Here is a 14,194-nt window from a genome sequence, read left to right as displayed (position 1 = left end):
ACGAATGAATCAGATCGACATCAGCAGGCAACCATGAATCGAATCGAAGAAATCTATTACGAAGCAAAGTCTGACAAATGGTTCAGGAATTTTGCTGTTTTTTGCCGCATCGCTCTGGCAGCGAGCTTTATACCGGCAGGTCTGGTTAAAATCATGGGCGAACGGTTCGCTGAGGGATTGCCATCCAATAATCCGCTGGGGCATTACTTTGATGCCTTACAGCTAACGGGGTATTACTATACGTTCATTGGGATTGCACAACTGATTACAGCCGTATTATTACTAATTCCGAGGACTGCACTTCTTGGGGCACTGATGTATTTTCCCATCATCATCAATATTTGCGTACTGACGTATGCTACCCGATTTAATGGCACCCGGCTCAATACGATGATGCTGTTAGCCAGCTTGTTTTTATTACTCTGGGATTACGACCGCTTAAAACACATTTTGCCAATCAAGTCACACAAAACAGATGCCCCGGTGTTGACAATGCCGTTGGGTAATCGCCTTCGGGTTCTTTTTTTTGGCGGTTCCTTCCTTGCCTTAGTCATAATTGTTGTCGGTACGTTCTATTTATATGAGCTAGTGCCGGGCAATTCCGAAGCGGAGTGCAGCAATCAATGCGCTTCCAGCAAAAATCCTGCGGGTTGCCACGAATTTTGTGATTGCATTTATCAACAGGGCAAACCGCTGGATACTTGTTTGGCAGCGTTTGCTCAGGCCGAAGACATTCGCAAATCCGGGAAGTAGTCTCTTACCCTTACTCCTTCATGTAGTTTTGAACGGAGTGAAGTGGACGATTGTGCGTGGTACGCTCTAAGCTCATTTTTGACAGAAATTTTTGCCATAAATTACTGAACGTAAAAAGGTTATGTTTTGCCGAATTTAGTATTGCGTTCAACTAACAACAAGAACTATGAAACTGATTCCCCTTTTCAAATGCCGAAACATACGGGAAGCCATTGCCTTCTATACGGGCATCCTTGATTTTCAGTTGAAGTACCCGGAGGCTTCTGCCGATGATGGGGTGGTTGATTTGGTTCAGGGCGAAGTCGAACTGCAACTGACCGTTTTTGAAGCAGACTCCCTCTTTGGAAGTGTCGTAAACATCCGGGTGGATGAGGTCGATGCGTTATTCCAGAAATACGTCGAACGGGGTTTGGATACAACCGGGAAGGCAGATTCACCTGTTCATCAGGGACCAATTGACCAGAGTTGGGGCAGACGGGAATTTTACGTAACCGACCCGAACGGAAACACCCTGCGGTTTGGTAAGCCGATTGGATAACAGCATTCTCCGATTCACCAACTACGGTTCGCGCATGATCTGGTAATCGCCGGACCGAGGCCCAGGGCGCACGGTCCAGCCCGAAGCGACCATCACCGTCCAGCCCTCGCCACGAATGTTGATGCCTTCAATGCGGATCGGTCCAGCCAGCCGTCGCTTGCCGTCATCATTTACCAGGATGCCATTTGTTGCCTCCAGCGTACCCCACTCTCCCTTGACGCGGCAGGGCAGGACAAACACCGTCCCGACTCCGGGAATGGGCGTGGCTCCTACCGCGTTAAACGTTGTGCCACCGCCTGACGGAATGAGCAGCACAGGGCCATCAACAAAGCGGCTCCGCAGTTCACGTTCGCGGGTTCGTCGCTGCTCGGCGCGTGTCTGTTCGGCGGAGCGAATTTCCGGGCCACCATAACGCGCCGAGGCTTCGACCGCGTCAGCAGCGGGTGCCACATTCAAGGCCGCCATCAGCATCTGTCCGAGGTCTGAATTGCTACGCACGTTGCGTCGCCAATCCGCTGATGCGTCATCGAGAAGTACCCCGTACGCCGTTCCGGCTGCATAGGATTGTTGCAAAAACGTCTCGTGTCCTTCAGCCGCAGCTAAGTGTTCGATTGTGCTGGCGATTGCGTCAGCACGCGAGTCGGCCACCACGACGATACCAGTATATTGGGCAAGACCTTCGCGGATTTCTTCGACGCGCTCGTTCTCGGCGGCATTGCCAAACAGCGAACGCCGTTTCAGCCGGAAGGCGGCTGCATCGCCCAGCGTGCGTTTGCGATCCTCTCCCGACTGAGCGAGTGCCCGCGACAGGGCGCGCCACTCAAGCCGCAGCCAGATTCGTCCTTCAAACGTGTCCAGGTGTGCGTTCTGTCCCGAAAGGGGCATCAATCCGAGGTCTGGTTGAATGCGATGAAATAACTCGTGCAACATGAACTCCCTCCGTACACGCGAATTCGGTAGGGCTGTGGTGAAATCCCAGGTATAGGTGACCCAACGGGTACCGCCCCAGTCAACTGGCGCATTGGTGAAACCAAAAACTCGAGGCCAGTCTTCTGCCGAATGGGGTTGACTGGTCGCGCGCGTTCGCGTCCGGGCATCTGCGAACACCATTGGCCCACATAAAGAGATGCCCCATAGTCGTCCACCATCGCGCTGACAGATGGTAGTTGCCTCGCTGAAGTATTCTTCAGCACGTTGCTGATCGACCTGGGCTTCTGCGGGATTGACTACGCACAGCGACAGAAATATCGGGCCTAACCACGTTACACAGGAGATGAGGTGTCTGAACATAGTGCGTTATCTTAAAAAGGGAAAACTGACCGAATAGACAGTTTCACGACTTCGCTTCAGTTGCCAGGTTGCCATCAGAATAATCACGGAATTTACCAGGTAGAGCGTCAGCTACCCCCGACTAAAGCCGGGAGCTTGTGCCTGAGTGGTTAGACTACGCGTCCCGGACTCGACACCATAGGCTATCTGACCAAGCCCACTGTTTTTAATGTTTTGCGACGCATTGTAATCCGCATTAGCCGAATGACCACACGACCGACATACAAACTCCGATTGCGACTTTCGGTTTGCCTTCTCGCAGTGTCCGCACTGGCTACACATGCGGGACGTGTTGCGCGGGTCAATCAGCAGTACGGCCACACCCGACAAGGTAGCCTTATAGCCAATGAAGCGACGAAGCTGGTAGAAAGCCCAATTGGCATGTTTAGCCCGTTGCCATTGGCGCAACCGTTTCTCATCCTTTCTAACGTTTTTGGAAATCCCTGTCAGGTCTTCCAGAACGATAGCCCGGTTAGATGCCTTAGCCTTCGATACAAGGGACTTGGAAATGCAATGATTCGTGTCGGACTGAAACCGACGTTGTTTCCTGGAGAGTTTTTTAAGTCTACATTTAGCCGACTTAGTACCGACGCTTTGCAGGGTAGCGCGTCGTTTGGCGTACCATTGGCGGGTAGCTTCTACATTGGCCCCGCTAAAGGTTTGCCCGTCCGAATCCGTAGCCAGCGTTACGATGCCCAAATCAACGCCGAGTGCATCAACGATTTCGCCCCCTTCTTCATCGGGTACGTCACAGGTTGCCAACAGATACCACTTTCCCTTTATGAAAGCAAGGTCAGATTCGCCCTGTTGATAGTGCAAGAGTTTTTCGTGGTGCTGACCAACGGTGTAGGTAATGGTTTTGCGCCCTTCGACCGTCCAGATCGACACCGTTTTGCGGTCGGTACGATAAGACAGAATCCGACTATCGAACGCAATCGCTCCGGTTGGGCGGTAGCTAATCTGGGTCAGGCTCCGTTTCTTGTCTGGCTCACAGGTGGCATTGTGGTTACGTATCTGGGCTTTCAGCGTCTTGTACGAGTCAGCGACTTTAGCCAGACAGCGAATCACAAACTGAGCCGACAAACCAAACTCTTCTTTCAGCCTGTAGTAAAGAACCTTCTGGATTTCCTGACTGCGAAACACCTTTTGCTCAAAGGCATAGGCACTAACCAGATTACAGGCTTCATTACCCCGTTCGAGGGTCAGCCGCAAGGCCGTTGCCTGTTGAGGGGTAGGTAAAAGCCGTATCTGTGCTGTTAGTTTCATTACCCAAATGTACAAAAAAAATCATTCAAATGAAAGCAAAAACACAGAAAAAGTTAGCCGGTACGCCGGAGCGGGCTTTCCTCCCCCGCCTAAGGGCGGGAGCATCCAGCCACTTTTACCCGTGAGCAGGAGGGCATCCCCAAAGAACAGTGGTGTTATCCAACGTTGGCCGAAATCAAGGAAGGCATGACCTTGCCCGCCAATTATTTCCATCGCACCGGGTATCGAATGCCGACCGAAGCCGAATGGGAATACGCAAGCCGAGCCGGAGCCTCCACGTCTCGTTTTTTTGGGCAATCCGATGAGTTGCTCAACGACTATGCCTGGTACACAGGTACTTCCTTTAACGAACGGCTTTGGCCTGTGGGCTAGCTTAAACCCAATGATTTTGGGCTATTTGACCTATATGGCAGCGTGTGGGAGTGGGGACAGGATGGGGTGAAGCACTACCGGTCTGAATCAGGCGATACGATTTGGGTGGACGTAGAAGATAGCGTACTGACGGTTTCCAAAGACTATAAGCGTCCCAGAAAGGGCGGTTCTTTTACCTATAACCCCGACTTTATGCGTTCGGCCCTGCGGAATGACGGGTATATTCCCGATGAAAGACGCGACAGCGTGGGCTTTAGAGTCGCCCGAACCTCACCGACTGATGCTCAATGACAGTCAGGTTCCCGTAGGAAGGGGCTACCGAGAGGCCGTTCCACTTGCCCTGCTAACGGTCAGCTTCCAGAGCATCAAAGCCGCGCTAATGAACCCGGTGAAAAGTTTGCGGAGTGAATAGTATACGGTTCAGACCACTGTCCATCGTCGTACACCGATTGTCCAAAAACGGACAATCGGTGTCTTGTTTCTAAGTAAAAACGGCTCTGACTGGCTCCAAACGGCCACAATTGGATTTGGCCGCAGATTTGTACGAGAAAATATAAACTAATCCTAACGCACTATGCGCCGAACGTATCTGGGCGAATTTGAAGAGGTCGTGCTGCTGATGGTCGCCATCTTAGACGGGGATGCTTACGGCGTTACGGTCAGTCAGGCTATTGAAGAGCATACAGGTCGGGTGGTTGCCTTTGGCTCGGTGCATAACACGCTCATCCGGCTGGAAGAAAAGGGATTTGTAAAGTCGGAATTAGGTGGGGCCACCGCCGAGCGGGGCGGTCGGCGTAAGCGACTGTTTCACATAACGGCCCTCGGCAGCCGGGCCTTGCAGGAAGTGCAACAACTCCGCCAGGAACTCTGGCAACTGGTTCCGCCCGGTACGCTTCGACTCGGTGGTCTATGAAATCGGACGTGAAACCCCCGCGCTGGGCACGTTGGCTGCTGACCCGGCTCCACCCTGACGACACGCTCGAAGAAGTCGAAGGGGATTTAGACGAACTCTACGCGCACGACTATGCACGCGGGGGCAAAACGCAGGCCACGTTGCGCTACGTGCTCAATGTACTGTCGGTGCTGCCGCCCTTTGTGCGTAGGCGGAAACGAAAGCGAGACTATTATCAACAACCCTCAACCCTGACTCTGGCTATGCTACGTAACTATTTTAAAATCGTCTGGCGGAATTTAGCGAAGGAAAAGCTGTACTCGTTGATCAAGATTGGCGGACTGTCAACTGGTGTTGCCGCTTGTCTGTTAATTGCGTTGTTCGTCCGACAGGAGGTCAGCTACGACCAGCATTACACAGCGGGTGATCGTATTTACCGTATTCTCGAGTTTTCATCCTTCCGGGGAGAGGTCGGTAGTGGAGTGCATTTTCCGGCTCCCCTGGCACGTACCTTACAGGCCGAATATCCCGAATTTGAGCAGGTTGGCCATTACAATGCCGTCGAGGTATTTGGCGCGGGTAGCCAGGAGGTCCGGCGAAGCGATGCTCTTGAAAGCACCCACGACGATGGGTTTGTCTATGCGAGTCAGGAGTTGCTCAGCATTCTCCAACTACCATTCCTCCAGGGCAATCCGCAGCAGGCCCTGACCGAGCCAAACACAATTGTCATTACTAAGCGCAAAGCAGACACCTACTTCCCCGGTCAAAACCCAATTGGTAAGCTGCTTATCCTGAATAACGACAAGCAACGGCAATACAGAGTAAGTGGGGTGATCGAAGATTTTCCGGTTACGTCGCACTTCCAGTATAATTTTTTGATGACCCTGGCCGGTAAGGAATTTGGAGAAGGTGAGCAAACCAACTGGCGGAACAGCAATTATATCAACTACGTACGGGTTCGTTCTGGCACCGATATCGGGCAACTGGAACACAAATTATCGGGGGTAGTAAAAAAATACTTTATGCCTGCCGCCAGTCGGGAGGGAGCTAACCATGAAGAGATGGCCTGGCTCAATAGTTTTCGGTTCAAACTACAGCCCGTCCGTGCGATTTACCTGAATGAGGATCGGGTGCAGGACGGGCTGCCGCATGGCGATATTCGATACATCTGGCTGTTCGGTGCCATCGCCTTATTTATCTTGCTCATCGCGTCCATCAATTTTATCAATCTCTCGACGGCGAAGTCTGCTAATCGCGCCAAAGAAGTCGGCTTGCGTAAAGTGGTCGGCTCGCTGCGTCGTAGTCTGATTGGGCAGTTTCTGACCGAATCGTTGCTGTTCAGTAGTGTTTCGGTTGTTCTGGGCTTGCTGCTGGCCAACCTGCTGCTTCCGTATTTCAACGGACTCGTTGCCAAATCACTGGTTTTTCCCTGGCGTGAATGGTGGCTATTTCCCGTGCTGGCTATCGGTACGTTGCTGTTGGGGTTGCTGGCAGGTCTGTACCCGGCGTTCTATCTGTCTGCATTTCAACCGATGCAGGTACTGAAAGGAACAGTGAGCCGGGGCAGTAAGCACGCATCTACACGCAGTTTACTGGTTGTTTTTCAGTTCACCGTTTCGACTGTTCTTATCGTTGGGACTTTCACTATTGCCCGGCAAATGCACTTTATACTGAACAAAAAATTAGGTTTTGATAAAGAGCAGGTCCTGGTTCTTCAGGGAACCCACACGCTGGCGAACCAACTGACCCCGTTCAAAAACGAACTGCTCCGTTTACCCGATGTAAAACAGGCCAGTGTTAGTAGTTTTTTGCCCGTCGAGGGTACTAAACGAAATAACGGGGGCATGTGGACGCAGGGTATGCAGGACCATGAAAAGGTAAGCAGTCAACACTGGAACGTAGACGATGCATATGTAAAGACGCTCGGCTTGAAACTGGTGCAGGGACGAAATTTTTCTGCTCAGATGCTTACTGACTCACAGTCGGTTATCATTAATGAATCATTAGTGAAGGCACTCCATTTACGCCACCCCATTGGGCAGCGCATTTTTAACTGGCGGGGCGGCTGGACGGTAATCGGCGTTGTTGAAGATTTTCATTTTAATTCCCTCAAAGAGAAGATTCAACCCATGGGTTTATTTCTGGGACGTAGCCCTAATACTATATTGGTCAAAGTAGCTACCCAGGATATGGCGGCTACCCTCCAATCCGTAACGAACGTATGGAAGCAGTTCTCGCCCTACCAGCCCATTCGATACAGCTTTCTCGATGAGCAGTATGCATCCATGTACAACGATGTCCAGCGAACCCAGCGTATCTTCAGCAGTTTTGCCGGACTCGCTATTCTGATAGCCTGCTTAGGTTTGTTTGCCCTCTCTGCCTTCATGGCCGAGCAACGTAGTAAGGAGATCAGCATTCGGAAAGTATTGGGGGCCTCCCTGAACAGTATACTTGGCTTACTGGCCGGTAATTTTATCAAATTGGTACTCATCTCATTTGGTATAGCCGCGCCTATTGGCTGGTACTTAATGAGCAACTGGCTAAACGATTTTGTTTATCGCATTCCGTTGGGCTGGGAAATCTTTCTGTTAGCTGGTTTATCGACCATTGGCATTGCCCTGCTGACGGTCAGCTTCCAGAGCATTAAAGCCGCGTTGATGAACCCGGTGAAAAGTTTGCGGAGTGAGTAATGAGTGGGTTGGCAAAACTCTGAAAATCAGGTAATTTTCAGAGTTTTACAATTGCTTTACAATGTTTTACACGTAATTGACACGTCTGTCGATGCTGCCTTGTACGTTTGCAACGTATCATTCAAAAAAACAAACCGATGAAAACACGTTGCTTTATGTGGCTCCTGTGCAGTTGGGCCATTGTGCAGAACGGACTCGCGCAGGAAAGACCGAGTCAGTGCGTAGCCGCTTTTGTCGGCAAACAGATGGTGGTCGATGCGTATACAACTACTGGCAAATGCCGGTTGCCCGACACCGCCACCGGCGAACTTGCTGTATATACCGTAGACTTGTCGCCCACTGAAAATAAGGCAGTCGATAAGGTTGATTTTCAGATTGCTATCCGCGATGGGGCCACAAAAACACTGACAATGTTTTCGGGTCGAACGTATCGGCAGGTGCCTGTTCAGAGCGTACTGGCTAAATGTCAGAAAGGCGATCATATCGTGCTGCTGACCGTAGATAGCCGTTATGCACTACCACATCATGAAATTCTGGTTCAATAACATCTGCCCAATCATGAAACGCAGCCTATTAATTGCTTTGAATAGTGTAATCCTGCTATGGGTAGTCGCACAGACCAGTTCTGCCCAACTGAAATCGGCCATGAACGGCAATCTATTGACGCTGAACGGGCATCCGATTCACGTGAACATGCTACCGTTGAACAGCCGGGGCGTGCTGGCCTGGATGGAAGGAGACCCGGCCTCAAAACCCCACAAGCCGCTGCCGTTTCGGGTATACCTCCGGCGGGCCGGGGCCGTGATTCGCTACGGCGCATCCGACGACACGCGGGCTGTTTATTCAGCTCAATTGCACGACATATTGCCCGTAGCCCGGCTGGGCGACGAACTGGTGCTCGAATTGGCAGGTACTCAGGCCGGGCAGCAGGTTATACACGTTTTAAAACTACATTCGTTCAACTGGTTATTGCCGGAGGATAATTGTTGAGTACGTTCTGGTCGATTGAGTAACGATATGCGGTGGGGTTCGATCTTGTTTCGTCGTCTGGCAGGTGGCCTGTTGCTGGTGTTGGCCGGGCTGCTGTTTGTTCGGTTCGTTCGGGCCGATACCCATACGCCACGCCCGTCGGAAAAAGTTAATCTGGCTCTGCGCCGAACAGCGCATCATCTATTACGAGCAATCGGCGACTCGACGTCGCGTATCCAGCCGGTTCAGGAGGTCAATAGCCACACGTTTCGATTGCCGCTGAATCAGGCTTTCAGCTACGATATACTGCCGGAGCTTTTGCGTGATTCGTTCCGGCATTACCAGATCAGCGGCAATTATCACGTGGCAGTACTCGATTGCGCTACCAGCACGTTGCAGTTAGGATATATTGTGAACGAACTGACGCCCAACGAAGAGGTGCCCTGCACGGGCCGAATTATGCCAGCGGGTTGCTACGCGCTGCAAGTATCGTTCGATGCCTCTGAACCCACCGGGCCGGGCCGAAGTGGATGGGTATTGCTGGCAGGAAGTTTTTTGAGCGGCTTACTGCTGATTGGCTGGCCCCGCCCACGACCCATACTACCGCCGTTGCCCGAACCTACCGGGCTGGCTGATAATCGACTACGCTTCGGGAATACTGTTTTCGATGTCGGGCGGCAAACGCTTGTGTCGGGTTCGCATCAGCATACGCTTACCTACCGTGAGGCCAAACTACTGCGGCTGTTTGCCGATCATGCCAACCAGATTCTCGACCGCGAAACCATTCTGAAAGCCGTTTGGGAAGACGAAGGCATCACCGTTGGCCGCAGTGTCGACGTGTTTGTGTCGCGGTTGCGTAAATTGCTTCAGCACGACCCGTCGTTACGGATTGTGGCTATTCACGGCATCGGCTATCGGCTTGAGGTGCAAAACGAAACCTAACTATAAACCCATGCAACCCTCCGGGATTTTCCCGCATCTTTCCCGAAAACATAAACCTATCATCATGAAACGCACGCAGTTTCTCTTAACCTTGCTCACCAGCACGAGCCTGTTCTTCATCAACGCTACCCCCGCCAATCGCTATGGCAACGACCAGGACGAGCCGTACCAGACCAAAACCTTTTCGGGCCGTATCGACGCCGTGCGGGCCGAAACGTCGGGCGGAAGTCTGACCGTAGAGGGCGGCACCGACATGAATGCTAAAGTCGAAATGTTTGTCCGGCCCAACAACTGGAACGGCATCAACAAACTCGACAAAGAAGAAATAGAACAACGCCTGCGCGATTATGACATCACCATCACGCAGGAGGGCAGCACCATTGTCGCTACAGCCAAACGCCGGGGAAATGGCAACGACTGGAAACGCTCGCTCAGCATTGGCTTCAAAATTTACACGCCCCGCGCCGTATCGACCAACCTGAATACGTCGGGGGGCAGTATCCGGCTGGCAAACCTAAGCGGCAAACAACGCTTCCGCACCAGCGGGGGAAGCCTGCACCTGAACGATGTTGAAGGCGACATTAACGGCCAGACGTCGGGCGGCAGCATCAACCTCGACCGTTGCCGCAGCAACGCCGGCACACTCGATCTGCAAACCAGTGGCGGCAGCATCCGGGCTAAAGAGTCGTCGGGAAAAATGCGCCTGCACACGTCGGGCGGCAGCATTGAACTCAACGACCTCAAAGGCGACGTTGACGCGCAAACCAGCGGTGGCAGCATTCGGGGCGGCAACCTCAACGGCGATCTGAAAGCGGGTACGTCGGGGGGCAGTATCCGGCTTGCCAACGTAGCGGGTAGCATCGACGCCAGCACCAGCGCGGGCAGTGTAGAAGTAAGCATTGCGAAACTTGGCAGTTATGTTCGCCTGAGCACCACGGCGGGTAGTGTACGCGTACAGATGCCATTAGACAAGGGCATGGACCTGAACCTGAGCGGCAACCGCGTGAATATGCCCGAACGCCTGGCGCGTTTTGAAGGTGACATTGAAAAAGACCGGGTTCGCGGCAAGCTCAATGGGGGCGGCATTCCCGTCAACATCACCGCCAGTTCGGGCAGCGTGAGCCTCAACCAGTAACGGCAGGTCGGGCTAAACGCCTTTCTTCGTACCTTTGGGATGGAACACGGATAATACGGATGTTACGGATTTACACGGAAAGATTAAAATCAAAAATCTGTGTAAATCCGTAACATCCGTATTATCCGTGTTCCATCCTAAAAACCTGTAGAGCCGTGTTTCGCCTGCCCGATAAACCTAATTTTACCAGCCTGTTGCCTAATTTCGAGGGCGATCTGTATTTCGATGAGTCGCCCCAGCACACGGCCCAGCGACTGTTGTACGCTACCGACGCGTCGGTATATCAGGAAATGCCCGTAGCGGTGGCATTGCCTAAAACCGTGGCCGACATCAAGCGGCTCGTGCGGTTCGCGCAGGCTAATCGTGTTGCCGGAACGCCGGTTGGCCTGATTCCGCGTGCGGCAGGCACCTCGTTGGCCGGGCAGGTAGTGGGCAGCGGTATTGTAGTCGATATCTCTAAATACTTTGGGCAGATACTGGAAATCAATGCCGCCGAGCGTTGGGTACGCGTTCAGCCGGGCGTTATTCGCGACGACCTGAACGCCATCCTGAAGCCTTATGGACTGCTGTTCGGCCCCGAAACCAGCACCGCCAGCCGGGCCATGATTGGTGGCATGATTGGTAACAACTCCTGCGGACTGCATTCCATTTGCTGGGGCACCACCCGCGATCATCTGCTCGAAGTTCGGGCCGTTTTGAGCGACGGGGCCGAGGTTACGTTCGGGTCGCTCAGCCGCGAGGCATTCGACGCCAAATGCCGGGGCGAAAACGTTGCCAGCCCGCTCGAACAGCGGCTTTACACTCAGTTTCGCGACTGGCTTTCCGACGAAAAAATCCGGCAGCAAATCATCAGCGGCTATCCCAAACCGACCGTTACGCGCCGAAATACAGGCTACGCACTCGATGCGCTTGTGAACCCCACCCCCGTCCCCTCCCCGTTAGGGAGGGGTGAGGAACGCGAAGCCTCACAGGCTTCACCCCTCCCTAACGGGGAGGGGACGGGGGTGGGGTTCAACTTCGCCCCGCTCATCGCCGGTTCGGAGGGAACGCTTTGCTTTATCACCGAAGCCAAACTAAATCTGCTGCCCTTGCCGCCGAAGGAGGTAGCGTTGGTTTGCGGACATTTTGAGACTATCCGACACTCACTCGAAGCCAATTTAGTAGCCCTCGAACACGGCTGTTCGGCCTCTGAATTGGTCGATGATTATATTCTTGAGCTGACCAAAACTAATATCGAGCAAACCAAAAACCGCAGTTTCGTACAGGGCGATCCGAAGGCGATTCTGATGGTCGAGTTTTTCGATGATACGCTGACGGGCGTAGGACAGCGGGCCGAGAAGTTCGTGTCGGCGTTGCGGGCGAAGGGGCTGGGCTATGCGTACCCGGTTTTGTTTGGCGACGATACCAAAAAGCCGTGGGCACTCCGTAAGGCCGGGTTGAGCATCATGTACAATATTCCCGGCGACGACAAACCTGCCAATGTAATCGAAGATACGGCGGTTGATGTGCGCGACCTGCCCGATTACATCGATGAGTTGGATAAGATGGCCTGGGAGCGGCACGGCTTGAAACTCGAATATTCGGCCCACGCGGGTGCGGGCGAAATTCACGCACTGCCGCTCATCAACCTGAAATCGGGCGAGGGGCGGGCCAAATTCCGGGCCTTGTTGCAGGATACTGCCGAACTGGTGAAAAAATACGGCGGTTCGCTATCGGGCGAACACGGCGACGGGCGGCTGCGGGGCGAGTTTATCGCCTACATGCTCGGACCAGAAAATTACCAGTTGTGCAAAGACGTAAAATATCTCTGGGACCCGCACAATCTTTTCAACCCCGGCAAGGTGATCGACCCACCGGCCATGAACGAGCACCTGCGCTCGGAGGCCGACGTTGTGATGCCGCAACCGAAAACACTCTTCGACTTTTCGAAAGATGGCGGCTTGCTTGAACTGGCTGAGAAATGCTCCGGTTCGGGTGATTGCCGCAAAACCCACCTGTCGGGCGGAACGATGTGTCCCAGCTTTATGGCTACCCGGCGCGAACGCGACACCACACGAGCGCGGGCCAATATGCTCCGGCATTTTTACTCGAATACCCAACAGCCAACCGACCATGATTTTGCTGCCGTAAAAGACGTACTTGATCTGTGTTTGTCGTGCAAAGCCTGCAAATCAGAGTGCCCCAGCAGCGTAGACATGACGCGCATGAAAGCCGAGTTTACGCAGCAGTATTATCGCGAAAACGGTATTCCGCTCCGGGCGCGGCTGGTTGGTAATTTCACGAAGCTAATGCGGCTCGCCAGCATAGCACCCTGGGCCTACAATGCCATTTATGACACGCCCGCCCTCCGCCGAATCGCGAACCAAATCGTTGGCTTCCACCCCGACCGCACCATGCCCGAACTGGGAAAAACGACGGTGAGAAAGTGGTTTAGGAACACCCCACCCCAACCCCTCCCCATTAGGGAGGGGCTTCCGCTGGAAGCATCTGGGCTAAGTCCCTCCCTAACGGGGAGGGGTTGGGGTGGGGTGTATCTCTTCCTCGATGAGTTTACCAACTATAACGACGTGAGCGTTGGGCAGAAGGCAATACAACTGCTTCGTCGGCTGGGGTATTCGGTGCAACTGCCCGACCATGCCGAGAGTGGTCGCACGTATCTGTCGAAGGGGCTGGTTGAGGATGCCCGTGCCATCGCTATTCGCAACGTGACGCTGTTTCGCGACCTCGTTACCGACGAAACGCCGTTGGTCGGGCTGGAACCGTCGGCTATTCTGACCTTCCGCGACGAATATCCCGACCTCGTTCCCGCCGACCTGAAAGCTGATGCTCAGCGCATTGCTCAACATACGTTTCTGTTTGAAGAATGGCTCGCTCGTGAAGCTGAAGCAGGTCGCGTTGCTGCCAGTTCGTTTACGACCGATGCCCGGCAGGTGAGCGTTCACGGTCACTGCCATCAGAAAGCCCTGTCTACAATGGAGCCGGTCAAGCGGATTCTGTCGTTGCCCCGGAACTACACGGTTGATGTAATTCCGTCGGGATGCTGTGGTATGGCCGGGTCGTTTGGTTATGAAACCGAGCATTACGACCTGTCGATGCAGATTGGCGAATTGGTGTTGTTTCCTGCCGTGCGGGCATTCGATGCGTCCGTATTGATTGCGGCCCCTGGTACTTCCTGCCGACACCAGATTAAAGACGGTACAGGCCGACATGCCCGGCACCCCGCCGAAATTCTGTTCGATGCCCTCGTGTAACGCGGCTGGAAAGCCGCCTTGTTACGGTGAAATGCAAGGCGGCTTTCCAGCCGCATT

The 14,194-nt window shown here is 53.4% G+C and carries 12 protein-coding genes and 1 pseudogene; 11 read left to right on the top strand and 2 right to left on the bottom strand.

Features of this window, described 5'->3' with window-relative positions; all coding sequences use genetic code 11:
* The first annotated feature begins 33 nt into the window (after positions 1-33).
* Positions 34-753 carry a hypothetical protein gene (locus tag AWR27_RS18290; protein ID WP_077132525.1) on the top strand — a complete coding sequence of 240 codons (720 nt, stop codon included), beginning with the start codon at positions 34-36 and terminating at the stop codon, positions 751-753.
* A gap of 166 nt (positions 754-919) precedes the next feature.
* On the top strand, positions 920-1,291 hold the full coding sequence (locus AWR27_RS18285) for a bleomycin resistance protein (protein WP_077132524.1): 372 nt from the start codon (positions 920-922) through the stop codon (positions 1,289-1,291).
* Between the two features lie 21 nt (positions 1,292-1,312).
* Here AWR27_RS18285 and AWR27_RS18280 read toward each other — a convergent pair whose 3' ends face one another.
* Together AWR27_RS18280 and AWR27_RS18275 are read right to left on the bottom strand one after the other, a co-directional pair.
* Positions 1,313-2,581 carry a hypothetical protein gene (locus AWR27_RS18280; RefSeq protein WP_157579262.1) on the bottom strand — a complete coding sequence of 423 codons (1,269 nt, stop codon included), beginning with the start codon at positions 2,579-2,581 and terminating at the stop codon, positions 1,313-1,315.
* 111 nt (positions 2,582-2,692) lie between these two features.
* Positions 2,693-3,886: an RNA-guided endonuclease InsQ/TnpB family protein gene (locus tag AWR27_RS18275; RefSeq protein ID WP_077132523.1), complete on the bottom strand. Its 1,194-nt coding sequence runs from the start codon at positions 3,884-3,886 to the stop codon at positions 2,693-2,695.
* A 186-nt stretch (positions 3,887-4,072) separates the two neighbouring features.
* Between AWR27_RS18275 and AWR27_RS25835 the strand changes: the two are divergent.
* The 9 genes and pseudogenes from AWR27_RS25835 (at position 4,073) to AWR27_RS18230 (ending at position 14,137) form a co-directional block, all read left to right on the top strand.
* Positions 4,073-4,549: pseudogene (locus tag AWR27_RS25835) on the top strand (formylglycine-generating enzyme family protein).
* Entirely contained in the window at positions 4,488-4,670 is a 183-nt protein-coding gene (locus tag AWR27_RS25560) for a hypothetical protein (RefSeq protein ID WP_198045158.1), read from the top strand. Before AWR27_RS25835 ends, AWR27_RS25560 begins: the two are co-directional and overlap by 62 nt.
* Positions 4,671-4,832: 162 nt before the next feature.
* Positions 4,833-5,171 (top strand): PadR family transcriptional regulator, encoded by a 339-nt coding sequence (locus tag AWR27_RS18260; RefSeq protein WP_077132520.1) that lies wholly within the window; start codon positions 4,833-4,835, stop codon positions 5,169-5,171.
* Positions 5,168-7,840, top strand: a complete 2,673-nt coding sequence (locus AWR27_RS18255) for an ABC transporter permease (RefSeq protein WP_198045027.1) — start codon at positions 5,168-5,170, stop codon at positions 7,838-7,840. Before AWR27_RS18260 ends, AWR27_RS18255 begins: the two co-directional genes overlap by 4 nt.
* 137 nt (positions 7,841-7,977) lie before the next feature.
* On the top strand, positions 7,978-8,385 hold the full coding sequence (locus AWR27_RS18250) for a hypothetical protein (protein WP_077132519.1): 408 nt from the start codon (positions 7,978-7,980) through the stop codon (positions 8,383-8,385).
* 13 nt (positions 8,386-8,398) lie between these two features.
* Entirely contained in the window at positions 8,399-8,830 is a 432-nt protein-coding gene (locus AWR27_RS18245; RefSeq protein WP_157579261.1) for a hypothetical protein, read from the top strand.
* A 27-nt stretch (positions 8,831-8,857) separates the two neighbouring features.
* The gene (locus AWR27_RS18240; protein ID WP_077132517.1) at positions 8,858-9,751 is read left to right on the top strand and encodes a winged helix-turn-helix domain-containing protein; all 894 of its coding nucleotides are present in this window, start codon (positions 8,858-8,860) and stop codon (positions 9,749-9,751) included.
* A gap of 64 nt (positions 9,752-9,815) precedes the next feature.
* Positions 9,816-10,886, top strand: coding sequence for a DUF4097 family beta strand repeat-containing protein (locus tag AWR27_RS18235; RefSeq protein ID WP_077132516.1), 1,071 nt, complete (start codon positions 9,816-9,818; stop codon positions 10,884-10,886).
* 155 nt (positions 10,887-11,041) lie between these two features.
* A complete protein-coding gene (locus AWR27_RS18230) occupies positions 11,042-14,137 on the top strand; it encodes an FAD-binding and (Fe-S)-binding domain-containing protein (protein ID WP_077132515.1) in 3,096 nt (1,031 codons plus the stop codon).
* The last annotated feature ends 57 nt before the right edge of the window (positions 14,138-14,194 follow it).

The sequence above is a fragment of the Spirosoma montaniterrae genome, assembly GCF_001988955.1.
In the GTDB taxonomy this organism is placed as follows: Bacteria; Bacteroidota; Bacteroidia; order Cytophagales; family Spirosomataceae; genus Spirosoma; species Spirosoma montaniterrae.
Note: the sequence above shows the minus strand (reverse complement) of the source record. Positions and strands in the feature narration are given on the sequence as shown.